Source organism: Streptomyces sp. NPDC051909, from assembly GCF_040681095.1.
Lineage (GTDB): Bacteria > Actinomycetota > Actinomycetes > Streptomycetales > Streptomycetaceae > Streptomyces.
The window spans coordinates 1-25,997 of sequence record NZ_JBFAYA010000020.1 but is presented as its reverse complement, the minus strand read 5'-3'; the positions used below and the strand labels follow the sequence as shown (position 1 = coordinate 25,997).

Here is a 25,997-nt window from a genome sequence, read left to right as displayed (position 1 = left end):
GATCTCCTGAGCCTCAGTACGAGAAGGCCATGGGGCGGTCGGCGTCGCGGTCCCCGCCGATCCGGGTGGGCGGGTTGAGGTCGTCGTCGGTGAGCTCGGGCGGGCCGGCCTTCACGTACTTGACGAGCAGCTTGACCTCGATCACGGCGAGGACGGCGTAGAGCAGGGTGAAGACGATCATCGAGGTGAGCACCTCGCCCTGGGAGACTCCGGGGGAGACGGCATCACGGGTGCGCAGCACGCCGTAGACGACCCAGGGCTGACGGCCCATCTCGGTGAAGATCCAGCCCCAGGAGTTGGCGATCAGTGGGAAGGCCATGGTCCAGAGGGCGACGATCCAGTACCACTTGCCCAGGCGGGGGCTGAGCGCCTTCCGCTTGAACAGGACCAGATTCGGCACTTCGTCCTCACCGGTCCGCATCCCCGGCGCCAGCATGAACTTCTTGCGGGTCAGCCAGAGTCCGACGACGCCGACGGCCAGCGAGGCCATGCCGAAGCCGATCATCCAGCGGAAGCCCCAGTAGGCGACCGGGATGTTGGGCCGGTAGTCGCCGGGCCCGAACTGCGCCTGCTCCGCCTTGTTGACGTCGTTGATGCCGGGGACGTACGAGCTGAAGTCGTCGTTCGCGAGGAAGGACAGCAGGCCCGGGATCTCTATGGCCACCTTGTTGTGGCCCTTCTCGACGTCGCCGTAGGCGAAGACGGAGAACGGAGCCGGCGCCTCGCCGTCCCACAGGGCCTCGGCCGCGGCCATCTTCATCGGCTGCTGCTTGAACATGACCTTGCCGAGCAGGTCACCGCTGATGGCGGTGCCGAGACCGGCGATGATCAGTGTGATCAGGCCGAGCCGCAGCGAGGTCCGCATCACCGCGATGTGCTTCTTGCGCGCCAGGTGGAAGGCCGCGATGCCGACCATGAAGGCGCCGCCGACCAGGAAGGCCGCGGTGATGGTGTGGAAGAACTGGGTGAGGGCGGTGTTCTGGGTGAGCACGTGCCAGAAGTCGGTGAGCTCGGCCCGCCCCCGCTGGGCATTGATCTTGTAGCCGACCGGGTGCTGCATCCAGGAGTTGGCGGCCAGGATGAAGTACGCGGACAGGATCGTGCCGATCGACACCATCCACATGCAGGCGAGGTGGATCTTCTTGGGAAGCTTGTCCCAGCCGAAGATCCACAGACCGATGAAGGTCGACTCGAAGAAGAAGGCGATCAGCGCCTCGAAGGCCAGGGGAGCGCCGAAGATGTCGCCGACGAAGCGTGAGTAGTCGGACCAGTTCATGCCGAACTGGAACTCCTGCACGATGCCGGTGACGACACCCATCGCGATGTTGATCAGGAAGAGCTTGCCCCAGAACTTCGTCGCCTTGAGGTACTTCTCCTTCTCCGTGCGCACCCAGGCCGTCTGGAGGCCGGCGGTGAGGGCGGCGAGGGAGATCGTCAGCGGTACGAAGAGGAAGTGGTAGACGGTGGTGATGCCGAACTGCCAGCGCGCCAGAGTCTCTGGCGCCAACGCAATGTCCACGTTGACTCTCCTTGCATTGCCGCGGCCACAACGGCAGTTTGCCCCTTTGATCCGCCCCATTTCGGGAGGAACAGGGACACGCTTGTGAACGCGTTCACATTCACAAGCATTATGGCTCATACGAAATCCGCACGTACAGGCGGGGTCCCTATGTCAAGGGTCACGTCCCGGCCATGGCCACCCCTTCCCAGGGCCTTCAACATATTGTTGAATCCGGGCCATGACCCTTCGGATACGCATCTCGTGGCCCGCCGGCCACGCCACGGCCACCATCGACGAAACCCCCACGAGCAAGGCGCTCGCGGGGGTTCTCCCGATCTCCTCCACCGCCCGGACCTGGGGCGAGGAGGTCTACTTCGACACTCCGGTCTCGGTCCCGCTCGAGTCCGACGCCCGGCAGGTCGTCACCCCGGGCACGGTGGCCTTCTGGACGGAGGGCGACGCACTCGCCCTCCCCTACGGCCCCACGCCGATCTCGCGCGGGGACGAACCGCGGCTCGCGAGCCCCTGCAACGTCCTGGGCGCGCTGGACGCGGACCCGCGGATCCTGGCCACCGTCAGGGACGGCGACCCGATCCGCGTCGAACTCGTGGACTGACCCGGACCGGACCGGACCGGACCGGACCGGCTCGGGAAGTCCCGCGGGTCAGCTCTCCTTGTGGAAGCCCTCCGCCGTCTTCAGGAACAGATCGTTCGCCTCGCTCTCACCGATCGTGACGCGAACGCCCTCCCCCGCGAACGGCCGCACGACCACGCCGTGCCGCTCGCACTCCGCCGCGAAGTCCATGGTCCGCTCGCCGAGCCGCAGCCAGACGAAGTTCGCCTGGGTGTCCGGCACGGTCCAGCCCTGGGCCACGAGCCCCGCATGGACCCGCGCGCGCTCGGCCACCAGGGAGCCGACCCGCCCCAGCAGCTCGTCCTCCGCCCGCAGCGAGGCAACCGCCGCGTCCTGCGCCAGCTGGCTCACCCCGAACGGGACCGCCGTCTTGCGGAGCGCCGCCGCCACCGGCTCGTGGGCGACCGCGAAGCCCACCCGCAGGCCGGCCAGGCCGTACGCCTTCGAGAAGGTGCGCAGCACCGCCACGTTCGGCCGGTCGCGGTAGATCTCGATGCCGTCCGGTACGTCGGCGTCGCGGACGAACTCCTTGTACGCCTCGTCGAGCACCACCAGGACGTCGGAGGGCACCCGGTCCAGGAAACGCTCCAGCTCGGCACGGCGCACCGCGGTGCCCGTGGGGTTGTTCGGGTTGCAGACGAAGATCAGCCGGGTCCGGTCGGTGATCGCCGCCGCCATCGCGTCGAGGTCGTGCACCTCGCCCTCGGTCAGCGGCACCCGCACCGAGGTGGCGCCGCTGATCTGCGTGATGATCGGGTACGCCTCGAAGGAGCGCCAGGCGTAGATCACCTCGTCGCCCGGGCCCGCCGTGGCCTGCAGCAGCTGCTGGGCCACGCCGACCGAGCCGGTGCCGGTGGCGAGGTGCGAGACGGGCACGCCGAAGCGGTCGGCCAGCTCCTCCATCAGCCCCGTGCACGCCATGTCCGGGTAACGGTTGAAGTTCGCGGCGGCGGCCAGCGTGCTCTCCATCACGCCGGGCAGCGGCGGATACGGGTTCTCGTTCGAGGACAGCTTGAAGGCGACCGGCCCGCCCGCGGCGGCCGGCTTGCCCGGCTTGTAGGTGGGGACGCCGTCCAGCTCGGCCCGCAGCTTGGGGCCCGACGTGCTCGTCCCGCTGGTCTCGCTCACTCTGTGTCCTCCTCGACCTTCCGTACCACCAATACTCCTCACCTTATGAGGATTCGGCTCCCCTGCGAATGGGCTGTGGACAAATGGTCTCTCGTGCCCCCGACCCAGGGGGGAGCGCACATGGGGGTGGCGTGCGCCGGTGGCGAGCGCCGTGGCGCGCATCCCCCGTAGAGGTGAGTTGAGACCTCTTCGAGACCTCGCCCCCTCGCCAGGCGCATGGGCACCCGAGACCCCTGGTCCCATGGCCCTGACCTGAACTTTCTCTGTTTCCAAGGAGATTGACAGCTCTCGATCATGCAGAAACGTGCCTGTCAATGCCTGCATATGCGACCGGCTCGACCCACCCCCATCGCCCTACTATCGGCTCGCCATGACAGCAGCAGGGAAGCACCAGGTGAGCCGGGCACAGACTCGGGGAAGCCGGCAGGGCCGGGCGGGCATCCGGGACGTGGCCGCCGCCGCCGGGGTCTCCATCACGACTGTCTCCGACGCGCTCAACGGCAAGGGCCGGCTCCCGGACGCCACCCGCCGTCACGTCCGCGAGGTCGCAGACCGGCTGGGCTACCGCCCGTCCGCGGCGGCCCGCACGCTCCGTACGGGCAAGTCGGGACTCATCGGCCTGACCGTGACCACGTACGGGGATGAACCTTTCACCTTCACCGAATTCGCGTATTTCGCGGAGATGGCGAGAGCCGCCACGTCCGCCGCGCTCGCCCGCGGCTACGCCCTCGTCATCCTCCCCGCCACCTCCCGCCACGACGTCTGGTCCAACGTCGCCCTCGACGGCACCGTCGTCATCGACCCCTCCGACCACGACCCGGTGGTCACCGAGCTGGTCCGCCAGGGGCTGCCCGTCGTCTCCGACGGGCGCCCCGCCGGCACCCTGCCGGTGACGGCCTGGGTCGACAACGACCACGAGGCCGCCGTCCTCGACCTGCTCGACCACCTGGCCGCGGCCGGCGCCCGCCGGATCGGCCTGCTCACCGGGACCACCACCGACACGTACACCCGCCTGTCCACCACCGCCTATCTCAACTGGTGCGAACGGGTCGGCCAGGACCCGGTGTACGAGGCCTACCCGGCGCACGACCCCTGCGCGGGGGCCGTCGCCGCCGACCGGCTGCTCGCCCGGCCGGACCGCCCGGACGCCGTCTACGGGCTGTTCGACCCCAACGGCACCGATCTGCTCGCGGCCGCCCGCCGCTACGGACTGCGGGTCCCCGACGACCTGCTGCTCGTGTGCTGCAGCGAGTCCACGGTCTACGCGAACACCGAGCCGCCGATCACGACGCTCTCGCTGAAACCGCGCCGGATCGGCACCGCCGTCGTCCAGCTGCTCATCGACGCCATCGAGGGCATCGAGACGGACGGCCCGGTCGAGCAGGTGATACCGACGGAGCTGATCGTCCGCACCTCCTCGCAGCGCCGCCCGCCGCGGACGACGGTCAGCCCGCCGCGCTCTCCCTCGAAGGACTGATCCCGGGAGGGGAGCGGAAAGGGGGCGCGGGGGACCGGCCGCACGCGGGGGCGCGCGGCCGGGGACGGGGAACGGGGACGGGGAACGGGGCTCCAGAGGTGCGGGGCGGGGGCCGCATCTCTGGAGCGGTCCGGGGACAAACCTCGGCGCGCCCCGGTCCCTTCCCTGGCCTGGACCTTCCCAATTCGGGCGAAACAACCAGTGAACCCGGAGTGGACCCGGATTCACCACCCCTGGTGCGTCACAGAGGCGGACCCTCATTCCTATGATGGGCGGACGACACCGCGGACCACCCCGACCAGGACCGGTCCGCGATGTGCAGGGCATCGCGACGGTGGTGGAGGGGTCGATGACACAGGGGGCCGGGCAGGAACCCGTGGTGCGCACGGCGACGTTGCGTGACTTCCGTGTACCTCCGTACGCGCGGGTGCCCGTCCAGAGCCATACGACCGAGCCGTTCCCGGCCGAGGTCCCCGCGCCCGCGTCTACGACCGCCCCGGCACCCGCGGCCGCACAAGCGCCTGCCCCCACGCCTGCCGCCGTGCCCGCCGCCGCGCCCGCACCCACACCTGCCGACGCCACGCTGCACCTCGGCTCCCTCGCGCCCCAGCACCCGGCGGCGAGCCCGGCCCAGGCGGCGTACGAGCCGTCCTACGGCGCCCCCGTGGCTCCCCCGGCACCCACGGCTCCCGCGGCTCCCGCGGCTCCCGCGGCCTCCGGGCACCCCGGCAACGCCTACCCGGACGACGAGCCCGAGGGCTACACCCCCACCGAGCGCGACCTGCCGGTCATCAACCGGGGCGACACCCTCCAGGTGCCGGTCGCCACGGCACCCCTGCCCGCCCCCGCCGCGGCCTCCGACGGCCGCGGCCCGCTCTACGTCGTGGGCGACGTCCACGGCTACCTGGACGAGCTCCTGGAGGCGCTGCACGCCCAGGGCCTCATCGACGAGAACGGCCACTGGGCCGCGGGCAACGCCCGCCTGTGGTTCCTCGGCGACTTCACGGACCGCGGCCCCGACGGCATCGGCGTGATCGACCTGGTGATGCGCCTGTCCGCCGAGGCGGCCGCCGCCGGCGGCTACTGCAAGGCCCTGATGGGCAATCACGAGCTGCTGCTCATCGGCGCCAAGCGTTTCGGCGACACCCCCGTCAACTCCGGCGCCGGCACCGCCACCTTCCAGGCGGCCTGGCTGCTCAACGGCGGCCAGAAGCACGACATGGACCGCCTCACGGACATGCACCTGCAGTGGATGTCCCGGCTCGACGCCGTGGTGGAGCAGGACGGGCACCTGCTGCTCCATTCGGACACCACCGCGTACCTGGAGTACGGCCAGACCATCGAGGACGTCAACGACAAGGTCCACGAGATCCTCACCCGGAACGACGCGGACGAGGTCTGGGACCTCTTCCGGAAGTTCACCAAGCGCTTCGCGTTCCGTGACGAGGCCGCTGGGCCGCAGGCGGTGCAGGAGCTGCTCGGCACCTACGGCGGGCACCGGATCGTGCACGGCCACAGCCCCATTCCGTACCTCCTCGGCCAGGTCGGCACGGAGGACGGCGAGGAGGGCGAGCGCCCGGTCGTGGACGGTCCGCACGTCTACGCGGACGGTCTCGCCATCGCGATGGACGGCGGAGTGACCATGGCCGGAAAGCTGCTGGTCGTCCAACTCCCGCTGCCCGCCTGACGCATAACACTCCGCATCCGGGGAAGTCGATTTCCCGAAACACCCTGTCACCACGGGCCGTGACCGCCCTACCATCGGCTCATCCGTAGCAGGCTCTCCTCCGTTTCCGCCTGAACCGCCGTCCGCAGCGGTCGGTTCCGGCCCCTACGGAGCATCGGGGGATGCACATGAACGTGGCTCCGCACCTGCTGACCGAGGACCGCGCCGAGTTCGAGCGGGTCGTCGACGACGCACTGCGCAACGCGCACGCCCACCCGGACCTCGCCGAGGCCGGGACCCGGCTCAGCACGGCCCAGCTGCGCGCGATGGCCCTGAACGCGACCGCGCTCATCACGACCGCCGCCGCGACCGAGTACGACCACTTCGTGAAGGTCCGCGAGCAGCTCCGCGAACAGGTGCGGGCGACCGCCGCACCCGACGCGGCCGAGGTCCTGGCCGACGGCCGGGGCGGCCCGGGTGTCGTCGGCGGTGCGGGGGTCGTCGCCGTCGTGACCGTCCTCGCCCCGCTCCTCGCGGGCACCGCGGCCGTCATCTTCCTGCTCGTCGGCGCCGTCCTGAAGATGCTGGACCCCGCCCCGGCCTTCGCCGACGCGCTGCTCACCGCCGGCCTGTTCTTCGGCTCCGTCGCGGCGGCCGGCCTGCTGTGGGCCGGGGCCGGCCTCCTCGTCACCGCGCTGCGCAACAGCGCCACGGAGGTCCCGGCCGAGGCCCCCGACGACGAGCTGACGCGCGCCCGGGCCGCCTGGCGCACGGCCCTCCTGGAACGGGGCCTGCTCCCGTTCCTCCGCGACGCGCTCGCCGCGACGCCACCGCCATCGGCCCCAACCCCAGCCCCAGCCCCGGCGCCGACCCCAGCCCCGGCCGTACGGAAGCAGACCCCGCCCCCGGCCGGCCGGATACCCAAGGTCGGCTACAGCGGCCCGGACTTCACCAGCCCGAACGAGGGCGCGTCCGACATCCGCCCCTCCTACTCGAGCCCGGACTTCACGAGCCCGGACTTCGGCTCGCCGGAGCGGCGGCCCGAGTGACCGTCAGGCGGTGGGCTGCGCGATGACCTTCGGGGCCATGTAGTCGAAGTCCCCCACCACCGTCACACAGACGACGTCCCCCGCCGCCGACCGCCCGATCCACACCGGCCACACGCCGTCCCCGCACGTGTAGAAGGCCGCCAGGTCGGCGCCCGCGCCACCGGCAGCCTCCGGGTCCGCGGTACGCAGGAAGTACAGGGAGTCCGCGATGCCCTCCCCGGCCTCCTCGTCGCCCTCCATGTGCGCCCGCGCGAAGCGCTGCTTCAACGCATCCCAGGCAGCGGCGTCGGCGAAGCAGCCGCTCGCCCCGTCCGTGCCGAAACCGTACGCCTCGCCGTCTCCGAGCAGCCGGACGTCGTCGTCCTCCCCCAGCGCCATCTCCCAGGACGCCACCGGAGCGTCGCTCAGTCTCAGCCGTGCGGCCGGCGTGCTCACGTAGCTCTCGCCCCGGGCGCGGGTCTGCGCCTCCTCGAGGGCGTACTCGCCCGGTGGCACGGGGATCACGATCCTCGGGCCTCCCTCGCCGTAGTTGTCGGGGGCGTCGACCGCCAACTCCCCGCTGGGCACGCGCAGGGTGCCCTGTGCGACTGGCGGCAGAACGGTCACGTCGGGGTGGTAACCGGCGGCGAGGCGCGTCCCCGGCCGGAACAGCTCGTCCAGGCAGACGGGTTCGGCCGGCCGCGGCGCCGACCAGAGTCCCTTCGGCTCCCCCTCGCCGTTCCCCTCCGGCTCCGGCTCCGGCTCCGGCTCTGCCACGGCGAACGGCACCCCGTCCGCAATCCCATGCTCCTGCGCCGAGAACAGCGGCCAGGAACCGAACCCCGGCCGGTCCAGCCGGCGCTGTTCCTCCGGCACGTCGGCCGAGCTCACGAAGAGGCCGCGGCCCGGCCGCTCCCGCTCGTCACTCCCGCGCCCGTCCGGATACAGCGTCATCTTCCGCCGCTCGCACCCCGGGTCGAACTCGGGCGCCCCGGCTGCCGGGTACGACCAGCGCTCCGCCTCGTGATGCAGCAGCCGGTCGCCGTCGAGCAGCCGCAGGTCCAGCCGACAGGTGCGCCGGCCCTGCTCGTCGTACACCCACACGCCCGTGAAGTGGTCCCGCCAGGACGTCAGCCGCACCTCCAGCGGCGCCTCCCGCCCGGCCCGCCGGTACGCCGCGACATACGGCAGCCCGGCCGCGTCCCGTACCGCCGCCGCCTCCGCGGTCAGCGGCCGCCACAGTGTGCGCGTGGCCAGGTCCCAGCCCTCGCCGTACGCCACCTCGACGACGTCCTCCATCGACCCCACCCCTACCTCCGCCTCCGCCTCCGTCTCGCACGCACGTACGTACGTACGTACGTACGAGGAGACCGTAGCGGTCGGTCAGAGGATGCCGGCCCGGCGCGCGGCGGTGATCCAGCTCGGGAACTCGGACAGGAGCCGGTCGTAGAGCTCGGGGTCGGGGACCGTGCTGATGTCGTCGACGGCGAAGAAGCCGACGTTGTCGACGCGGCGGCCGGGCAGCGTGTCGAAGCGTTCGAGGACTCCGTAGTCGGACCGGCCCAGGCCGACGAACTGCCAGAAGATCGGCTCCTCCGCCGCCGCGCGCAGCTCCTGCTCGATCTCGGCGTTGCGGTAGACGCCGCCGTCGGAGAAGAACAGCACCAGGGTGGGGACGGGCGCGGGGTTCTGGGCGACGTAGGAGCGCACCTCGGCGATGACGCGCTGCTCCTCGTTCTGGATGCCCACCGTCCGCATGTCGACCTGCCCGGGTTCCAGACCCCTCGGCCTCTTGTTGCGGCGGAAGAGACCGACCTGCCCGACGCGTACGTGCAGGCGCAGCCAGTCGGGGAGTTCGCCGAGCCGGAGGTCGGGCAGCCGGGCCGGCTGGGAGGCGAACGTCCAGGCCTGCATCTCACCGTCGTCGTCGAGCTGGGCGGCGACCGCGGCCATCCGCTCCACCACGTCGGCCACGACGCCGCGCGTGTACAGGAAGCTCATGGAGCCGGAGGCGTCGAGGACGAGGACGACCCGTGCGACGACCCCCTCCGCTCCGTGCTTGCGCAGGCTGACCGCGACCTGTTCCTTGCGCAGCGACAGGCGCTTGCGCATGTCCACGGGGAGCCGCTCCTCACCCTTGCCGAGGCGCGGCCCGGCGGACGGAGCAGATACGGCGGCGGGCGGCGGCACCGGAGCCGGGGCCAGGGCCGGGGCCGGAGCCGGAGCCGGAGCCGGGGCCGGGGCCGGGGTGGACGGCTCGTCGACCGTGATGCCGAACTCCGTGGCGAGACCGGCGAGCCCTGCCGCGTAACCCTGCCCCACCGCCCGGAACTTCCACTGCCCCTGCCGCAGGTACAGCTCGCCGCAGATGAACGCCGTCTCGGTCCCGGCGGCCATGTCGAAGCGCGCCAGTTCGTTCCCGGAGGCCGCGTCCAGCAGCCGCAGCATCAGCCCGGGCACCTGCCCGAACGTCCCGCCGTCCGCCGAGGCGCACAGCACGACGCGCTCGACCTCGGGCTCCAGCGAGCGGAGGTCCACCGCCACGCTGTCGCCCATGACATCGCCGCCCGTACTCCGCTTCCCCAGATGAGCCACGGCGCCGGACGCATGCCGCGGCTGGTTGTAGAAGACGAAGTCGCCGTCGTCTCGGACCCTCCCGGCCGAGGTCAGCAGCAACGCCGAGGCGTCGACATCGGGCACCCCCGATCCGGGCGCCCAGACGAGCTCGGCGCGCACCGCCGGAGAGTCCACGGGAACGTTGGCACCCTTGCTGAGAGATCTCGCTGTCATGGTCCCAGTCTGCCGAGCGCACGGCCCGAATGGCTGGTTCTTGCCGGTCTCGGCGCTTCTGATCGCAGGTTCAACGACCGCTCAGCGGCCGGCCCGTGAAGGAAGCGCGATGATCGCGATTCCGTCCGGCCGGGCCACCGCCAGACGACTGCCGTCCGGATGAAGCGCGGCCACGGGAGTCGGTACGTGTCTCACCCCGTAGCTGCCGACTCGCGAGGGGACTCCGACCTCCGGCCACTCCGCGAGAACGGCTCCGGTGGCCACATCGATCAGCCGCGGGTACTCGTACAGCGAGATGACGCCGTCACCGTGCCCGATGAGCGTGCCCGCCGGAAGCTCAAGCCGGTGCCTGTGCAGCCATCTCCGCTCCGACAGCGACCACACGCCCAACTGCCTGGGCCCCAGCGTTGCCGGGTCGTCCCCGTCGTCGTCGCCGTCGTCGCCCTCGTCGCCCTCGTCGCCCTCGTCCTCGCCCGTCGCCACCGCCAGGCGATCGCCGTCGAGCCAACACGCGGCGTCGATCTCGGCGTCCACCCAGCTCCACGACGGCAGGAGGCCCTCGCTGTCGAGCACGGCCGGCTCTGTCAGCGCCCGTTCGAGGTCGTACACCCGGACGATCCCGAACGGACTCCACAGCCAGCCGGCCGAGAGGAGCCGCTTGCCGTCGGGACTCATCGCAAGCCTGGAATGGAAGACGTCGGTCGGCAGCCGCTCGCCCTGAGTGAGCCGCTCACCGGTTGCCACGTCCTCGACTTCGACGACTTCATGGCTTTCGGGACAGTGCACCAGCACCTCCCGACCGTCGGCGAGCGCGCCCAGCGTCACCGGGTAGTCGAAGTCCTTGGCGTGGTAGTAGCTCCGGTCGAGCTCACGGACGATCCGCTGTCCGTCGAGGAGCAGCGCCTTCGTCCCCCGCTCGGTGTACGCGACGGTGTACCGGCCGGACGGCGAGACGACGGCCCGGTCGAAGGGGTACGCGTACATGCGTCCCGATTGGTGCTCGACGCCGTCGGATGTCCAGCGCCGTCCCCCGTCCACTCGGTCGACGAGGTCCTCCCCGTCCCATGCCAACGACCGCACCTTGCCGGTCGCCTTCCACCGCACCACCCCGGTGCTTCCCATCGATCCCCCTCCGCAGGCCACGTTCGCGTTGCCACCAGGCGTGCAGGCGTGCAGGCGTGCAGGCGTGCACGCATGCACGCATGCGTGATCGTAGGCGGGCCCGTGACTCCCCCCGGGGTCACGGGCCCGTCTCGTGCTTCCGGTCTCCGGATCAGTCCGCCATCGGCAGGTAGACCCGGTTGCCCGCGGCGGCGAACTCCGCCGACTTCTCGGCCATGCCCGCCTCGATCTCCTCCGCCTTCAGGTCGCCGCCGTGCTCACGGCGGATGTCCTGGGAGATCTTCATCGAGCAGAACTTCGGGCCGCACATCGAGCAGAAGTGCGCCGTCTTCGCGGGCTCCGCCGGCAGCGTCTCGTCGTGGAACTCACGCGCCGTGACGGGGTCCATGGCCAGGTTGAACTGGTCCTCCCAGCGGAACTCGAACCGCGCGTCCGAGAGCGCGTCGTCCCACTCCTGCGCGCCCGGGTGGCCCTTGGCGAGGTCCGCCGCGTGGGCCGCGATCTTGTACGTGATGACGCCGGTCTTCACGTCGTCCTTGTTCGGCAGGCCCAGGTGCTCCTTGGGCGTGACGTAGCAGAGCATCGCGGTGCCCCACCAGGCGATCATCGCGGCGCCGATGCCCGAGGTGATGTGGTCGTACGCCGGGGCGACGTCCGTGGTCAGCGGGCCGAGCGTGTAGAACGGCGCCTCCTCGCAGATCTCCTGCTGGAGGTCGATGTTCTCCTTGATCTTGTGCATCGGGACATGGCCCGGGCCCTCGATCATCGTCTGCACGTTGTGCCGCTTGGCGATCGTGTTCAGCTCGCCGAGCGTGCGCAGCTCCGCGAACTGCGCGTCGTCGTTGGCGTCCGCGATCGAGCCGGGCCGGAGACCGTCGCCGAGCGAGTACGTGACGTCGTACGCCGCGAGGATCTCGCAGAGCTCCTCGAAGTTCGTGTAGAGGAAGTTCTCCTCGTGGTGCGCGAGACACCACGCGGCCATGATCGAGCCGCCGCGCGAGACGATGCCGGTCTTGCGGCGGGCGGTGAGCGGCACGTACGGCAGCAGCACGCCGGCGTGCACCGTCATGTAGTCGACGCCCTGCTCGGCCTGCTCGATGACCGTGTCCTTGTAGATCTCCCAGGTCAGCTCCTCGGCCTTGCCGTCGACCTTCTCCAGGGCCTGGTAGAGCGGCACGGTGCCGATCGGCACGGGGGAGTTGCGCAGCACCCACTCGCGGGTGGTGTGGATGTTGCGGCCGGTGGAGAGGTCCATGACCGTGTCGGCGCCCCACTTGGTCGCCCAGGTCATCTTCTCCACCTCCTCCTCGATGGAGGAGGTGACCGCGGAGTTGCCGATGTTGGCGTTGACCTTCACCAGGAACCGCTTGCCGATGATCATCGGCTCGATCTCCGGGTGGTTGACGTTCGCCGGCAGCACGGCACGGCCCGCCGCGATCTCCTCCCGTACGACCTCGGGGGAGACGTTCTCGCGGATCGCGACGTACTCCATCTCCGGGGTGATCTCGCCCCGGCGGGCGTACGCGAGCTGCGTGACGGCCTGGCCGGCGCGGCCGCGGCGGGGCAGCCGGGGCCGGCCGGGGAAGACGGCGTCGAGGTTCCTGAGCCCGCCGCCGCGCGGCGAGGTGTGCTTGATGCCGTCGTCCTCGGGCCGGACCGGACGGCCCGGGTACTCCTCGGTGTCGCCGCGCGCGATGATCCAGTTCTCGCGCAGCGGCGCCAGACCCCTTCGGACGTCCGTCTCGACGGTCGGGTCGGTGTACGGGCCGGACGTGTCGTACAGCGTCACGTCCTTGCCGTTGGTGAGGTGTACCTGTCGGACGGGCACCCGGAGGTCGGGGCGGGAGCCCTCGACGTAACCCTTGTGCCAGCCCGGCGTGCGCTGGCCCTGGCCGCCGCCCTGCGGGGCGTTCTGGTCGGAGGCAGGCGTGTGTGCATCCTGAATGGTCATGAGACCGATCTCCCTACGCCGGCATTACCCGGTAACAGGTTCGGCGGTCGGCGCAGCGATTCGTCAGCGCCCTCTCAGCCCGGTGCTCCGAGCTCCCGCGTGTGCAAAGGTGTCACCACGCTAGCGGCACCCCGGGCGTGCTGAACAGTGGGGGTCTCGACGTTCTTGCGATGATCGGGCGGTGACTTCCTCCGAGCAGCCCCCCGAACCGCACGGCCGTGAGCACAGCCATGAGCACCGGCCCGAGCACGGACCCGAGCACGGTCATGGGCATTCTCATGCGCACGGTCACGGCCCCGCCGCGCCGGTCTCCCGGCATCTGCGCAGGGTCATCGCGGCCGTCCTGATCCCCTTCGCCACCGCCGTCGTCGTCGGCCTCGTGGTGCTGTGGCCGGGCGCGACGCCCGGCCACCAGCGCACCGGCGTCGGCTTCGACCGGCAGACCGAGCAGGGCAAGGTCGTCGCCGTCGAGCACGTCGACTGCAAGGACGTGAACGCCGCCCAGGTCCCGCCGACCGGCGACACCTCCACCCCTGAGGGGCGCGAGGCGGTCAACGGGCAGCAGGGGCAGTGCGATAAGGCCACCGTCGAGGTCACCACCGGCCAGGACAAGGGCCGCAGGTTCATCGAGATCGTGCAGCCGGACGCGCCGCGCCAACTCCACGAGGGGCAGGGCGTGGTGGTGGCGTACGCTCCCGACGCCCCGCAGGACCTCCAGTACTCCGTCACCGACGTGAACCGGAAGGTGCCGATCGCGGTCCTCGCCGGCATCTTCGCGCTCGCCGTCGTGATCGTCGGCCGGATGCGCGGCGTGATGGCGCTGATCGCGCTCGCCATCAGCTTCCTGGTGCTGACCATGTTCATCCTGCCGGCGATCCTCGAGGGCTCGAATCCGCTGCTCGTCGCCGTCGTCGGTTCGAGTGCGATCATGCTGATCGCGCTCTACATGTGCCACGGCCTCTCGGCCCGCACCTCGGTCGCGGTGCTCGGCACCCTGGTCTCACTGCTGTTGATCGGGCTGCTCGGCTCGGTCTTCATCGACTGGGCCTCGCTCAGCGGCAACACCGACGACAACACCGGTCTCATCCACGGGCTCTACCCCGAGATCGACATGTCCGGTCTGCTGCTCGCCGGAATCATCATCGGCTCGCTCGGCGTGCTCGACGACGTGACCGTCACCCAGACCTCCGCGGTCTGGGAACTGCACCAGGCCGACCCGGACATGGGGCCGCGGCGGCTCTACCGGGCCGCGATCCGGATCGGGCGCGACCACATCGCCTCGGTGGTGAACACCCTGGTCCTGGCCTACGCGGGCGCGGCCCTGCCGCTGCTCCTGCTGTTCTCGATCGCGCAGAGCAGCGTGGGCACGGTGGCCAACAGCGAGCTGGTCGCGGAGGAGATCGTGCGGACCCTGGTCGGCTCGATCGGGCTGGTCGCCTCGGTGCCGATCACCACCGCCCTCGCGTCGCTCGTCGTGTCGGCGGACCGGCCGGGGCCTGGGGCTGCGGAGACCGGCACGAGCCCGGGCGGCGGCCGCGCGGGCCGGGGCGGGCGGGCCGCCGGAGGCGGCGGCCGTCGACGCCGCGCCAAGTGACGCCGGACGACGGGGAGTCGGACCAAGGGGAGTCGGACCAAGGGAGGTCTCGGACCAAGAGGAGTCGGAGGAAGAGGAGTCGGGCGTACGGGCCGGGTGGGCGCTGACCCGTACGGGAGGGGTGCCGGGGCTCGGGTGGGGACGGATGCCGGGCCGGGGTGCAGGGGCGGGGGCGGGGCGGCCCTGCCGTCAGCCCGCGTTCTCCTCGGCGAGGATCCGACCGAGCGCGGCCTCGAGGTGGTCCTCGAAGTCACCCTGCGTGCGCTCCTGTCCGAGCGGTACGAGCTTGTCCGTACGGTCGAGGAAGGCCACCAGCGGCGGTGCGCTCGCGCGGAACAGGGCGCGGTCGCCGCCGACCTGGAGGCGGATCATCACGTCGGAGAGGCTCTCGGGGTCGGTGGGGGCGATGTGCACATCGCCGTCCCCGCTCGGCCGGTTGATCCCGTCGAGGAGCAGCTCCCGGCCGAAGGCCCAGGTCACCGGCGCGTCTCCGGGCAGGTGGAACGTCATCCGCACCGCGTAGGGATCGCGGGTCTCGTATCGCAGTTCCACCGGGATCCTGAAGGAGAGCTCCTCGGAGACGAGGAAGCTCATCAGGACTTCGGCCTGAACCGTCTCTCGCATCATGTACCCCGCAGTTGATGAGCAGTTGTGTAAACACGCTGCTGAAAGCTGTGGTCGAAACGGCCGGGAATGATCCCCCATGGCCCTCTTGACGCAATCGTGCTGTAAGCGCTAGCAGATCACAAGGAGTGATTTTTCAGATACTGATAGAGAAAGCAAGCGAGCTGAAGAGCCTTCCGATCTCATTCTGTAGCCGCGCGATAGCAGGTAGCAACCGTTCTTCCTGGTGAAGTGGGAGAGAAATCGCCACCGCGGCCGCCGTGGACCCCGCGGTGATGGGGATGGCGGCACAAACTGTGCCGAGCGCATATTCCTGACGCTCCACCAGGGGCTCCATTCGCCCTATACCGCCCAAACGGTCCAAAAGGGCACGTCGATTACGCACCGTATACGGCGTGAGGGCATGCACCGGATGCCGGTCGAGGTGGTCTTGACGACTCTTCAGATCCAGTTGGCTGAGCAGACACTGCCCGATGGCGTGCGCGTGACCGGTCTCCCTGAAGTCCGCCCACTCCTCGACGGCGGGGGCGGCCGGGGTGTCGGCGACGGCGACGAGCTCGATCTCGCCTTCGCGGTAGATGGCGAAGTAGACGGGGACGCCGATGGAGTCCCGCCAGTGGGCGAGAGAGTCTTCGATCTTGGTGCGACGATTCTGCAGAACTCCACCGCCGACCAGACGGCCGGCGGCGTCGCCGAAGACGAACACACCCTTCTCGCGGCGCAGATAGCCCTCGTGCGTCAGGGTGCGGAGCAGGTGGTACGCGGTGGGAAGCGGAAGTCCCGCCTCGCGCGCGAGCTGTTTGGCGGGGGCCCCGTCCTCGTGGGAGCCCACGGCCTCCAGAAGTCTCAGCGCCCGCTGTACCGAACCGATCAGGGTTGGCGCAGCGGGCTGCGAAGCAGTGGCCAAAGGTCACCCCCAGGCGTGTCGACGAGTGCGTCGCACCCGCCCGCGGGGGCCGCCCCCGCGCGCCCGCCGCGACCCGGGACCGGTGGATCCCGTGGTGGACCCGTCCGGGGACGGACACGAATCACGCGGGTCGTGAGCGGAGGCCTACGCCTGTGGTTCCCGGGGCGGCGGAGGTTTTCCACCCTAATGGCAGCCTCTGGGGGCGCACGGGTTTCCACCTGCGCGTTCCCTCTGCCGGGCTAATGCCCGACAGCGCATTCATACCGGCGGGTAACCCGTGTTGAGCGGAACCTCCCGGCCGGGGTCTACCAGTCGCCGCGCGAACCGGACGAGGAAGTGAACTTGCGGACGAGGTAGATCAGTCCACCGACCAGCGCGACGAACACCAGCAGCTTGAACAGCAGACCGACCACGAAGGTCAGGACGCTGGTGATCAGGCCGCCGAAGACGACCAGTGCGATGACGGGTATGGCGATCCACTTCACCCACCACGGCATCCCCGCGAGAATCTCCTTCACCGCCATTGCGCTTACCTCATCTCCGAAGAGTGCGCGCCCGAAGGGGCCGCGCCGCCCAGTCCGCCGGCGCCCTCTGCGTCCGACACCTCGATGCTAGGGCCGCCCACCAAGCCCGCGGGCCCCTCCCGGCCCCCGCTCTTCCCTGATCCGTCCCCTAAGGGACCCGGGGGTTCCGGACCGGGGAGGGTCAGGGTCCGGGCCGGGGACTCCGGAGCCATGCCCCCCGGGCTCATGCCGCCAGGCTCGTCCCCCCTGGCTCACGCCTCCGGCGGCGAGAAGACCACCATGACCCGCAGGTCCTCGGTGATGTGGTGGAACTTGTGCGGCACGCCCGCCGGCACATAGACCACGCTGCCCCGCGCCACCTGGGTCGTCTCCGTCCCCACCGTGATCGCCGCCCGGCCGCTCACCACGAAGTACACCTCGTCCTGCCCGTGCGGCTGCTGCGGGTCGAGCTGCCCGGCGTCGAGCGCGTACAGGCCCACCGACATGTTCCGCTCCCGCAGGAACTGGAGGTAGGCGCCGTCGTTGGCGGCGCGCTCCGCCTCCAGCTCGTCCAGTCGGAATACCTTCATTGCTCGTCCGCCCCTGTTTCCAGCCAGATCATGTCTGCCACGATCTGACACATGAAGAATTTCGTCGTCAAGACGCTCGCGAACGCGGGCGCACTGGCCGTGGCCATCTGGCTGCTGCAGGACATCACGCTGACCGGTGACAGCACCGGCAAGAAGGCCTGGACCCTCATCCTCGTCGCCCTGGTCTTCGGCCTGGTGAACTTCCTGGTCAAGCCGGTCGTGAAGCTGCTCACGTTTCCGCTCTTCATCCTGACCCTCGGGCTGATCACCCTGGTCGTCAACGCGCTGATGCTGCTCCTGACGTCCTGGCTCGCCGAGCAGTTCGACCTCAGCTTCCACGTGGAGGGCTTCTGGACCGCCGTGCTCGGCGGCCTGATCATCTCCGTCGTCTCGTGGGCGCTGAACATCGTGCTCCCCGACGGCGACTGAGGCCCGCCCGCCATGACGTACCGCGTCTGTTTCGTCTGCACGGGCAACATCTGCCGCTCCCCGATGGCCGAGCACGTCTTCCGCGCCCGCGTGGCCGAGGCCGGTCTGGCCGGCGTGGTGGAGGTGGACAGCGCCGGGACCGGGGGCTGGCACGAGGGCCACGCCGCCGATCCCCGTACCGTCGCCGTCCTGGAGGAGAGCGGATACGGCTCCGAGCACACCGCCCGGCAGTTCCGCGCGTCCTGGTTCCCCGCGCTCGACCTGGTGATCGCCCTCGACGAGGGCCACGCGCGGGAGCTGCGGCGGCTCGCACCCACCCCCGAGGACGCCGCCAAGGTACGGCTGCTGCGCTCCTACGACCCCGCCCTCGTCCCCACGCCCGGCGCCGTCGCGGCGGGCGCCGGTCTCGACGTTCCGGACCCCTATTACGGTGACCGGGGCGGCTTCGAGGAGTGCCTGGAGATGGTCGAGGCGGCGAGCGAGGGACTGCTCGCCGCCGTGCGCGAGGCAGTGAAGGAGCGGACGGCATGAGCGGTGACACGACCCTGCGTACGGCGGGGGACGGACTCGGCGGGATCGGGGACGGCACCCTGGCGGTACGTGCGGGGCTGCCCGAGCCCGTGAAGTACGAGCCCACGCTGCCCGGCCCGGTCTTCGCGGCCCATTTCCACCTGCCCGGCGAGCCGACCGGCCCGTACACCTACGGCCGGGACGAGAACCCGACCTGGACCCATCTGGAACGCGCCGTCAGCGAGCTGGAGGCGCCGGGGGAGAGCGGAGTGGAGACGCTGGTCTTCGCCTCCGGCATGGCCGCCATCTCCGCCGTCCTGTTCTCCCAGCTGAAGGCCGGCGACGTGGTCGTCGTCCCCTCCGACGGCTATCAGGCCGTGCCGCTGGTGCACGAGCAGTTGCGGGCGTACGGCGTCGAGGTGCGCTCCGCGCCGACCGGCGGCGACGCCCAGCTGTCCGTCCTGGCCGGGGCGAAGCTGCTGTGGATCGAGACCCCGTCCAACCCCGGGCTCGACGTGTGCGACCTGCGCCGCCTGGCGGACGCCGCCCACGAGGCCGGGGCGCTGGTCGCCGTCGACAACACCCTGGCGACCCCGCTCGGCCAGCGGCCGCTGCTGCTGGGCGCCGACTTCTCGGTGGCCAGCGACACCAAGGGCATGTCCGGGCACGGCGACATCCTGCTCGGGCACGTCAGCTGCCGCGATGCCGAGCGGGCCGCCGAGGTACGGCGCTGGCGCAAGATCGTCGGCGCGATTCCCGGCCCCATGGAGGCCTGGCTCGCGCACCGCTCGCTGGCCACCCTCCAGCTGCGGATCGACCGGCAGTGCGGCACCGCGCTCGCCGTCGCCGAGGCGCTCAAGGGGCACCGGCACGTGACCGGGCTGCGCTACCCGGGCCTGCCCGACGACCCCTCGCACGAGGTGGCTGCCCGCCAGATGCGCCGCTTCGGCTCCGTCATCTCCTTCGAGCTGCCGGACCGGGCGTGGGCCGAGCACTTCCTGGGGGCCCTGCACCTGGTGGAGGAGGCGACCAGCTTCGGCGGCGTGCGGTCCACCGCCGAACGGCGCGGACGCTGGGGCGGCGACGCCGTGCCGGAGGGCTTCGTCCGCTTCTCGGTCGGCGCGGAGGACCCGGAGGACCTGATCGCCGACGTCCTGCGCGCCCTCGACGACACCGCCAAGGCGCTCGGCTGACGCGGCAGGGCGTTCCGAGCCTCCCCCCTCGTGGCTCGGAACGCCCCCCGTCCCCCGGCGGTGTTCCTCGCGGACATCCGCCCGAACAAGGCTAATTGACTCTGCGTCAGTGTCCAATCACGGTAGCGACAGCGACCTATCGACTTATTTATAGTTGGACGGTCCTGAGGCACCGGCAGCGGACCGCCCGGGTCGAACGGCCCGCGCGGCCGGGAGGGGCGGACGGACATGGACCTGACGCTGCTGCGCACCTTCGTCGCGGTGCACCGGGCCGGTTCCTTCACCCGCGCCGCCGCGCTCCTCGGCCTCTCCCAGCCGGCCGTCACCAGCCAGATCCGCAGCCTGGAGCGCCAGCTCGGCAGGCCGCTGTTCCTCAGACGGGCCCGTGGGGTCACCCCCACCACCATCGGCGACGAGCTCGCCCATCGCGCCGCCCCGCACCTGGACGCCCTGGTCGAGATCACCGAGACCGGCCTCGGCGAACGGACCGGGGTGGGCACCCTGCATGTCGCCGGGCCGCCCGAGTTCACGGCGGCCCGGGTGCTGCCCGCCCTGACCCCGCTGGTCGCCCAGGGCCTCGCGGTCCGCTCCTCACTCCTGAGTGACGCGGAGGAGATCCTGGACGGTCTGGCCGCCGGCCACCACGACCTGGCCGTCACGGTCGCCCGGCCCCGGGGCGAGCTGTTCACCGCCACCCCGCTCTGGGACGAGGAACACGTCCTGGTCGCGGCCCCGCGCTGGGCCGCGAAGCTCTCCCCCGGGGTGCTGCCGCGCACGGGCGCCGTCGTCCTGGAACAGCTGCCGGTGGTCGAGGTGCACGAGTCGCTGCCCTTCGTCACCCGCTACTGGGCGGCCGTCTTCGACTCCGCGCCCGCCACCGCCGCGACCGTGATCGCCCCCGATCTGCGGGCCGTCCGGGAGTCCGCCGCCTCCGGCGCGGGCCTCGCCGTGCTGCCCCGCTATCTGTGCGAGGAGGAGCTGGCGCGCGGACGTCTGGTGGCGCTGCTCGACCCTCCGGTGCCGCCGCTGCGCACCTATTTCCTCGTCGTCCGCACCGGCACGCTCGCCCTGCCGCACATCGCCCGCGCCCACGAGTGGCTGCTGCGTGTCGCGGGGGACTGGTGAGTTTCGGGGCGGGGCGCGTTTCAGGACAGCGGGGACGGGCCATTTTCTTCCCATGACCGAACGACCCGTGGTCAAGCGCACCGCACGCGCCATCCTGCTCGACGGGGACGACCTGATCCTCATCAAGCGCACCAAGCCGGGTGTGGATCCCTACTGGGTGACCCCCGGCGGCGGGGTCGAGCCCACCGACGCGACGGTCGTCGAGGCCCTGCACCGCGAGGTCCACGAGGAGCTCGGCGCCAAGATCGTCGACGTGGTCCCCTGCTTCGTCGACACCGTCGAGCACATCGTGGACGGCGGGGTCTCCGGGGTGAAGGTCCAGCACTTCTTCGTGTGCCGGCTGGAGTCCATGGACACCTCGCAGCGGCACGGCCCGGAGGTCGACGAGCCGCTGGGCGAGTACGAGATCGTCCGGGTGCCCTTCAGCCGGGTCGGCATCGCCGCCGTCCACCTGGTCCCGCTCTCGCTGCGCCACTACCTGGACGGCAACATCGAGGGCGTCCGCGCCATGCACGCGCCCGACCTGGGCTAGACCGTGTGAACGCGTGCCGCTAGGACGCGCGGGCGACCTCCCCGAGGTAGTCGTGGCGGATCCGGTCGGTGGGGATGCCCACGCCCTTCAGCGCGTCGAGCCCGCTGCGGATCATGCCGAGCGGCCCCGAGAGATAGGCGTCGTACTCGGCCCACGGCCCGTAGCGGCGCACCGCGTCCGGCAGCCGTCCCTCCTTCTCGGTGACCGGGCGGACGGCGAGCCAGGGGAAGGTCTGCTGGAGCCGCATCATGGTGTCGATGTCGTAGAGGTCGTGGCCGCTGCGAGCGCCGTAGAAGACCTCGACCGGCCGCCGGTCCCCGTGCTCGGCCACGTCCTCGACCAGCGCCTTGATCGGCGCGATCCCGGTCCCCCCGCCGAGACAGAGCAGTCCGTTGTCGGTGGAGTGGTCGACGGTCATCGAGCCCGCGGGCGGGCCGAGCCGCAGCACGTCACCGGGGCGTGCCCGGTGCACCAGGGCGTTGGACACCCAGCCCGCGGGCACCGCCTTCACATGCAGCGAGAGCAGTCCGTCCGGCCGGGGCGCGGACGCGAAGGAGTAGTGCCGCCAGATCCGCGGCCACCAGGGCGTCTCCAGGGTCGTGTACTGCCCCGCGAGGAAGGGGTAAGGCAGGTCGGGCCGCAGCGTGATCACGGCGATGTCGGGGGTCCGCAGGTCATGGCTGACCACCTCGGCCTGCCACCAGGGCGGCGCGTGGCTCTCGTTCTCGGCGGCGGCGTCGATCATGATCTGCGAGATCGTCGTGTACGTGCGGACCCAGGCCGCCTCGGTCTCGGCGTCCCAGCTGCTGCCGGCGTACCGCTCCAGGGCGCCGATCAGCGCCTCGCCGACGGCCGGGTAGTGCTCGGCCCGGGTCCCGTACTTCCGGTGCCCGCGCCCGAGGTTGCGCAGGTAGTCGGTGAGCACCGGAGGGTTGTCCAGGTGGTCGGCCGCCGTGAGCAGTGCCTTGAGGAGCCGGTCCCGCTGGGCGTCCATGGCGGCGGGGAACAGTGCGCGCAGATCGGGATGGCGGGTGAAGAGCAGCGCGTAGAAGTACGAGGTGACCCGGTCCGCCGTCGGCGCGATCTCGGCGAGCGTGCGCCGGACGAGCACCGCGTCGGCCGGATTCTCGGCCTCGGCCTCGACCTCGGTCTCCGCCTCGATGAACGTTTCAGCAGGTGCCGCAGCCGGAGCATCCGTCATGTCCCTTGCCTCCCCGCAGTCGGCCGCTGCGTTCACTGTGTTGGCTGTGTTCGCAGAATGGCAGTCCGATGGGGAGGACGGACAGAAAGTGGGATTCCCGGTGATTCGCCCCGCGCGGAGGGCTAGGCTGCGCTCTTTCGGACGAGTGCGAAGGCTTCGCGCAGATCGCCGCCCGAGTAGCTGTGCCGGGCCAGTCCGGCCAGGTGGTGGTCGGCGTTCACGGCCACGGTCTCGGGCACGATCGCGAACAGGTCCGCGTCGGACATCGAGTCGCCGTACGCCACGCAGTCGGCCGGATCGACCCCGAAGCGCGCACAGAGCTCCCCGGCGATCCGCACCTTCGCCGAGGCGTCGAGGATGCCCGGGCGGTGGATCGGCTCGGTGAAGGGCACGGCCGGCCAGCGGGAGCCGTGGGCCGCGTCGGCGCCCCAGTCGCGGAGCCGCTCGACGAAGAAGTCGGGCGAGAGCGAGATGACCGCGCAGTGACCGCCCTCGGCCCGGATCTCGGCCCACACCTCCCGGATGCCGGTCAGCCAGGGCGCCTGCTCGAAGGCTGCGGTCACCTGCTCCGGGGTGAGCTCCGACCAGAGCGCGTGGGCCTGGACCGCGAACTCGTCCGGGGTGAGCCCGCGCCGCAGGAAGTCCTGCTCCAGCTGCGCGATCTCCCGGCTCAGCCCGAGCTGCCGGGAAATCTCCACCGCGGCCGCCGAGCCACGGATCAGCGTGCCGTCGAGGTCGAAGAGATGCAGCCGCCGGCCGCGCGGGGTCGTCATGTACGCCGAGGCTAGTACGTCGGCTTACTCCCCCGGTCAGACGCGGGACACCGCCGCCCTTCGGCACGGTGTTTCACGTGAAACATCTCCAGCGGCCCGTTCGGCGGGCGCTCCTCGTCGTCCATGTGGCGGTCTCCGTGGCCTGGCTCGGCCTCAGCCTGGGGCTGCTCACCCTCGGCCTCACCGCCTACACCACCCAGGACCCGTCCCTCACGCAGGCGGCCTACCGCGCCATGAAGGTGTTCGCCGACTGGCTGCTCGCCCCGGTCGCCCTGGTGACCTTCGGCAGCGGTCTGGTGCTCTCGCTCGGCACACCCTGGGGTCTCGCCCGGCATCGCTGGGTCTGGATCAAGTTCTGGCTCACCCTGGCCACCGCCGCCGCGACGATCTTCGCGCTGCGTCCGGAGATCGCCCACGCGGCGGCCGCGGGAGTCCCCGACAGCAGCCTGGTGGGAGCCCCCGTGGTCTCCACGACGGCCTATCTCTTCATGACGGCGATCTCCGTGCTGAAGCCCTGGGGGCTGACCCGGCGCGGCCGCCGCCTGCGCGCATCGGCCGCGCGCCGGGCCCCTCGGACGGAGCGCGCATCTCGCCAGGACCAGTTCTCGTAAACCGGTGGACGGGTCGTCGCCAGGTCGGACAGCCTGATCACCATGCCCCTCTCTCAGCCCCCGCTCGACCTGCTCCCGATCCGACGCCTCGGCCCCGAAGACCTCCTCGCGTGCGCCGATCTCTCCGAGAACCGGGGCTGGCCCCGGGAAGAGCACAAGTGGGGTCTGCTGCTCGCCGCGGGGGTGGGACACGGCATCGACGACCCGTCGGGCACGGGGCTGCTCGCGGTCTGCGTGGTCACCTCGTACGGGCCCGGGCTCGCCGCCATCGGCATGGTCCTGGTCGCCGAGCGGTACGCCCGCCAGGGCGTCGGGCGCCGCCTGATGCGCCATGTCCTCGCGGAGGCCGGCGACACCCCGGTCAGCCTGTACGCCACGAGCAACGGGCAGCCGCTCTACGAGGAGCTGGGCTTCTCCGAGGTCGCCCGTTCGGAGATGCTCAGGGGGCGCTTCACGGCTGCCGAACCCGCGCCCGAGCGCGCTGTCCGGCCCGCCACCGCCGAGGACCTTCAACATGTGGTGCGACTCGACCACGAGATCTTCGGCGCCGACCGCACCCACCTCCTCACCCGGCTCCCGGCCTTCGCCGACCAGCTGAGGGTCGCCGAGGAGGACGGAAGGATCACCGGCTTCGCCGCGCTCTGGCCCAACATGGAGACCCATGTCGTCGGCCCGGTGATCGCCCGCGACGCCGGCACCGCACAGGCCCTGATCGCCTCCCTCGCCTCCACCACCGACCGCCCGCTGCGCACGGACATCGACACCGGTCACACCGAGCTGGTGACCTGGCTGAAGGCGAACGGCCTGGAGCAGATCATCACCAATGCCGTCATGATCCGCTCGCGTGCCGACCTGCCGGGCGACTGGAACCGCCGCTTCGCCCCGCTCACCGTCGCGGCGGGCTGAGCCCAGGGCCCCAAGGCGGGGGTAATTGCACACGCGGCTTTTTGCGCTCCATCATCTACCCTGGTAAAGAGCCGAAGCCCCTCCCGGCCGAGGGCACCGAGGACAGATCGAGGAAGCGAGGAGCGCACATGACCGCGACGGACCCCGCCCTGACGGCCCTCTCCCAGGGCTGGTGCGCCCTGTCCCTGCTGCACGGACGGATCGAGTCGCACATCGAGCGCGCCCTGGAGGCCGGGCACGGGCTCAGTGTCCGCGAGTACTCGCTCCTCGACGTCCTCAGCCGCCAGCACGACGGCCCCGGCGGCCACCTCCAGATGAAGCAGGTCGCCGACGCCGTGGTGCTCAGCCAGAGCGCGACCACCCGGCTCGTCACCCGCCTGGAGGACCGCGGCCTGCTCACCCGGTACCTCTGCGCCACGGACCGGCGCGGCATCTACACCGATGTCACCGAGGCCGGCCAGAAGCTGCTCGACGAGGCCCGCCCCACCAACGACGCCGCCCTGCGCGAGGCCCTGGACGCCGCTGTCCAGAACCCCGAGCTGGCCCCGTTCGTACGGGTCGTCGAAGGCCTCAACATCCCTGCCTGAGCCCCCATACCCCCCTGAGCCCGTCGGGCAGCGCATAGCCTGCCCCCCATGAGCGATCTTGAGATCCGGCCCGCCCGGCGGGACGACCTGCCCGCCATCGTCGCGATGCTCGCGGACGACCCCCTGGGCGCCCAGCGAGAGTCGCCCGACGACCTCACCCCGTACGTCACCGCCTTCGACCGACTGGCCGGGGATCCCCACCAGCACCTGGTCGTCGCCGTGCGCGCGGGCCGGGTCGTCGGCACCCTTCAGCTCACGATCATCCCCGGACTGTCCCGCCGGGGCACGACCCGCTCGATCATCGAGGGGGTCCGCATCCACGCCGAGGAGCGCGGTGGCGGACTCGGCAGCCGGCTCATCGAGTGGGCGGTCGAGGAGTCCCGGCGGCAGGACTGCCGACTGGTGCAGCTGACCTCCGACGTCAGCCGCACCGACGCCCACCGCTTCTACGAGCGACTCGGTTTCGAGCCCTCGCACATCGGCTTCAAGCTGAGCCTGTGACGCCCGTGGAGCGCTGACCGGGGAGCGCTGACCGGCCGGTCCCGGAATCGAGGCGGGGGGGGGGGGGGGGTGGGCGACGCCCCCCCCCCCGCCCGGAGGGACGAGCGAGAACAG

The 25,997-nt window shown here is 71.1% G+C and carries 26 protein-coding genes and 1 riboswitch; of the genes, 14 read left to right on the top strand and 12 right to left on the bottom strand.

All coding sequences use genetic code 11. From position 1 onward, the window contains the following. Positions 1–13 precede the first annotated feature (13 nt). Complete coding sequence (locus AB0M18_RS27510) at positions 14–1,519, bottom strand: cytochrome ubiquinol oxidase subunit I (protein WP_365762546.1); 1,506 nt, start codon at positions 1,517–1,519, stop codon at positions 14–16. 220 nt (positions 1,520–1,739) lie between these two features. On the opposite strand from AB0M18_RS27510, the gene AB0M18_RS27505 reads away from it, so the two are divergent. Continuing rightward, positions 1,740–2,117 (top strand): cyclophilin-like fold protein, encoded by a 378-nt coding sequence (locus tag AB0M18_RS27505; RefSeq protein ID WP_365762544.1) that lies wholly within the window; start codon positions 1,740–1,742, stop codon positions 2,115–2,117. A 48-nt stretch (positions 2,118–2,165) separates the two neighbouring features. Here the strand turns inward: AB0M18_RS27505 and hisC are convergent, their stop codons facing one another. Then, a complete protein-coding gene (gene hisC / locus AB0M18_RS27500; RefSeq protein WP_365762542.1) occupies positions 2,166–3,263 on the bottom strand; it encodes a histidinol-phosphate transaminase in 1,098 nt (365 codons plus the stop codon). Positions 3,264–3,633: 370 nt separating this feature from the next. Here hisC and AB0M18_RS27495 point away from each other — a divergent pair, with 370 nt between their 5' ends. The 3 genes from AB0M18_RS27495 (at position 3,634) to AB0M18_RS27485 (ending at position 7,455) form a co-directional block, all read left to right on the top strand. Continuing rightward, on the top strand, positions 3,634–4,740 hold the full coding sequence (locus tag AB0M18_RS27495) for a LacI family DNA-binding transcriptional regulator (protein ID WP_365762540.1): 1,107 nt from the start codon (positions 3,634–3,636) through the stop codon (positions 4,738–4,740). Positions 4,741–5,074: 334 nt separating this feature from the next. Continuing rightward, the gene (locus AB0M18_RS27490) at positions 5,075–6,427 is read left to right on the top strand and encodes a metallophosphoesterase (protein ID WP_365762718.1); all 1,353 of its coding nucleotides are present in this window, start codon (positions 5,075–5,077) and stop codon (positions 6,425–6,427) included. Between the two features lie 161 nt (positions 6,428–6,588). Further along, entirely contained in the window at positions 6,589–7,455 is an 867-nt protein-coding gene (locus tag AB0M18_RS27485) for a hypothetical protein (RefSeq protein WP_365762538.1), read from the top strand. A gap of 3 nt (positions 7,456–7,458) precedes the next feature. Here the strand turns inward: AB0M18_RS27485 and AB0M18_RS27480 are convergent, their stop codons facing one another. The 4 genes from AB0M18_RS27480 to thiC all read right to left on the bottom strand — a co-directional run bounded on the left by AB0M18_RS27480 (position 7,459) and on the right by thiC (position 13,297). Next, positions 7,459–8,733, bottom strand: coding sequence for a DUF4241 domain-containing protein (locus AB0M18_RS27480; RefSeq protein ID WP_365762536.1), 1,275 nt, complete (start codon positions 8,731–8,733; stop codon positions 7,459–7,461). A gap of 84 nt (positions 8,734–8,817) precedes the next feature. Beyond that, positions 8,818–10,224 (bottom strand): VWA domain-containing protein, encoded by a 1,407-nt coding sequence (locus tag AB0M18_RS27475; RefSeq protein WP_365762534.1) that lies wholly within the window; start codon positions 10,222–10,224, stop codon positions 8,818–8,820. Positions 10,225–10,305: 81 nt separating this feature from the next. Beyond that, positions 10,306–11,346 carry a hypothetical protein gene (locus AB0M18_RS27470; RefSeq protein WP_365762532.1) on the bottom strand — a complete coding sequence of 347 codons (1,041 nt, stop codon included), beginning with the start codon at positions 11,344–11,346 and terminating at the stop codon, positions 10,306–10,308. A 151-nt stretch (positions 11,347–11,497) separates the two neighbouring features. Further along, on the bottom strand, positions 11,498–13,297 hold the full coding sequence (gene thiC / locus AB0M18_RS27465) for a phosphomethylpyrimidine synthase ThiC (protein ID WP_365762530.1): 1,800 nt from the start codon (positions 13,295–13,297) through the stop codon (positions 11,498–11,500). Continuing rightward, a riboswitch (TPP riboswitch) is annotated at positions 13,291–13,406 on the bottom strand. Its footprint overlaps the gene before it by 7 nt. A 72-nt stretch (positions 13,407–13,478) precedes the next feature. On the opposite strand from thiC, the gene AB0M18_RS27460 reads away from it, so the two are divergent. Beyond that, on the top strand, positions 13,479–14,891 hold the full coding sequence (locus tag AB0M18_RS27460; protein ID WP_365762528.1) for a YibE/F family protein: 1,413 nt from the start codon (positions 13,479–13,481) through the stop codon (positions 14,889–14,891). A 189-nt stretch (positions 14,892–15,080) separates the two neighbouring features. Here the strand turns inward: AB0M18_RS27460 and AB0M18_RS27455 are convergent, their stop codons facing one another. The 4 genes from AB0M18_RS27455 to AB0M18_RS27440 all read right to left on the bottom strand — a co-directional run bounded on the left by AB0M18_RS27455 (position 15,081) and on the right by AB0M18_RS27440 (position 17,515). Further along, positions 15,081–15,515, bottom strand: a complete 435-nt coding sequence (locus AB0M18_RS27455; protein WP_265861347.1) for an SsgA family sporulation/cell division regulator — start codon at positions 15,513–15,515, stop codon at positions 15,081–15,083. A 136-nt stretch (positions 15,516–15,651) separates the two neighbouring features. Beyond that, a complete protein-coding gene (locus tag AB0M18_RS27450; protein ID WP_365762525.1) occupies positions 15,652–16,422 on the bottom strand; it encodes a helix-turn-helix domain-containing protein in 771 nt (256 codons plus the stop codon). A gap of 305 nt (positions 16,423–16,727) precedes the next feature. Then, positions 16,728–16,940, bottom strand: coding sequence for a DUF5326 family protein (locus AB0M18_RS27445; protein ID WP_265861348.1), 213 nt, complete (start codon positions 16,938–16,940; stop codon positions 16,728–16,730). 257 nt (positions 16,941–17,197) lie between these two features. After that, positions 17,198–17,515 (bottom strand): cupin domain-containing protein, encoded by a 318-nt coding sequence (locus AB0M18_RS27440; RefSeq protein ID WP_365762523.1) that lies wholly within the window; start codon positions 17,513–17,515, stop codon positions 17,198–17,200. Positions 17,516–17,566: 51 nt separating this feature from the next. Here AB0M18_RS27440 and AB0M18_RS27435 point away from each other — a divergent pair, with 51 nt between their 5' ends. From AB0M18_RS27435 to AB0M18_RS27415, 5 genes are all read left to right on the top strand, one after another. Further along, the gene (locus AB0M18_RS27435; RefSeq protein ID WP_365762521.1) at positions 17,567–17,944 is read left to right on the top strand and encodes a phage holin family protein; all 378 of its coding nucleotides are present in this window, start codon (positions 17,567–17,569) and stop codon (positions 17,942–17,944) included. A 12-nt stretch (positions 17,945–17,956) separates the two neighbouring features. After that, entirely contained in the window at positions 17,957–18,475 is a 519-nt protein-coding gene (locus AB0M18_RS27430) for a low molecular weight protein-tyrosine-phosphatase (RefSeq protein ID WP_365762519.1), read from the top strand. Further along, positions 18,472–19,647 (top strand): cystathionine gamma-lyase, encoded by a 1,176-nt coding sequence (locus AB0M18_RS27425; protein ID WP_365762517.1) that lies wholly within the window; start codon positions 18,472–18,474, stop codon positions 19,645–19,647. The genes AB0M18_RS27430 and AB0M18_RS27425 overlap by 4 nt, the downstream gene beginning before the upstream one ends. 228 nt (positions 19,648–19,875) lie before the next feature. Beyond that, the gene (locus tag AB0M18_RS27420; protein ID WP_365762515.1) at positions 19,876–20,772 is read left to right on the top strand and encodes a LysR family transcriptional regulator; all 897 of its coding nucleotides are present in this window, start codon (positions 19,876–19,878) and stop codon (positions 20,770–20,772) included. Between the two features lie 52 nt (positions 20,773–20,824). Continuing rightward, on the top strand, positions 20,825–21,304 hold the full coding sequence (locus AB0M18_RS27415) for an NUDIX hydrolase (RefSeq protein ID WP_365762513.1): 480 nt from the start codon (positions 20,825–20,827) through the stop codon (positions 21,302–21,304). A 19-nt stretch (positions 21,305–21,323) separates the two neighbouring features. Here AB0M18_RS27415 and AB0M18_RS27410 read toward each other — a convergent pair whose 3' ends face one another. Both AB0M18_RS27410 and AB0M18_RS27405 read right to left on the bottom strand, forming a co-directional pair. Further along, complete coding sequence (locus tag AB0M18_RS27410; protein ID WP_365762715.1) at positions 21,324–22,610, bottom strand: globin domain-containing protein; 1,287 nt, start codon at positions 22,608–22,610, stop codon at positions 21,324–21,326. 17 nt (positions 22,611–22,627) lie between these two features. Continuing rightward, a complete protein-coding gene (locus AB0M18_RS27405) occupies positions 22,628–23,278 on the bottom strand; it encodes an HAD-IB family phosphatase (RefSeq protein WP_365762511.1) in 651 nt (216 codons plus the stop codon). A 77-nt stretch (positions 23,279–23,355) separates the two neighbouring features. On the opposite strand from AB0M18_RS27405, the gene AB0M18_RS27400 reads away from it, so the two are divergent. From AB0M18_RS27400 to AB0M18_RS27385, 4 genes are all read left to right on the top strand, one after another. Then, the gene (locus AB0M18_RS27400) at positions 23,356–23,889 is read left to right on the top strand and encodes a DUF2269 domain-containing protein (RefSeq protein WP_365762509.1); all 534 of its coding nucleotides are present in this window, start codon (positions 23,356–23,358) and stop codon (positions 23,887–23,889) included. A 42-nt stretch (positions 23,890–23,931) separates the two neighbouring features. Further along, on the top strand, positions 23,932–24,795 hold the full coding sequence (locus AB0M18_RS27395; RefSeq protein ID WP_365762507.1) for a GNAT family N-acetyltransferase: 864 nt from the start codon (positions 23,932–23,934) through the stop codon (positions 24,793–24,795). 128 nt (positions 24,796–24,923) lie between these two features. After that, entirely contained in the window at positions 24,924–25,382 is a 459-nt protein-coding gene (locus AB0M18_RS27390) for a MarR family transcriptional regulator (protein ID WP_365762504.1), read from the top strand. Between the two features lie 48 nt (positions 25,383–25,430). After that, positions 25,431–25,883: a GNAT family N-acetyltransferase gene (locus AB0M18_RS27385; protein ID WP_365762502.1), complete on the top strand. Its 453-nt coding sequence runs from the start codon at positions 25,431–25,433 to the stop codon at positions 25,881–25,883. The last annotated feature ends 114 nt before the right edge of the window (positions 25,884–25,997 follow it).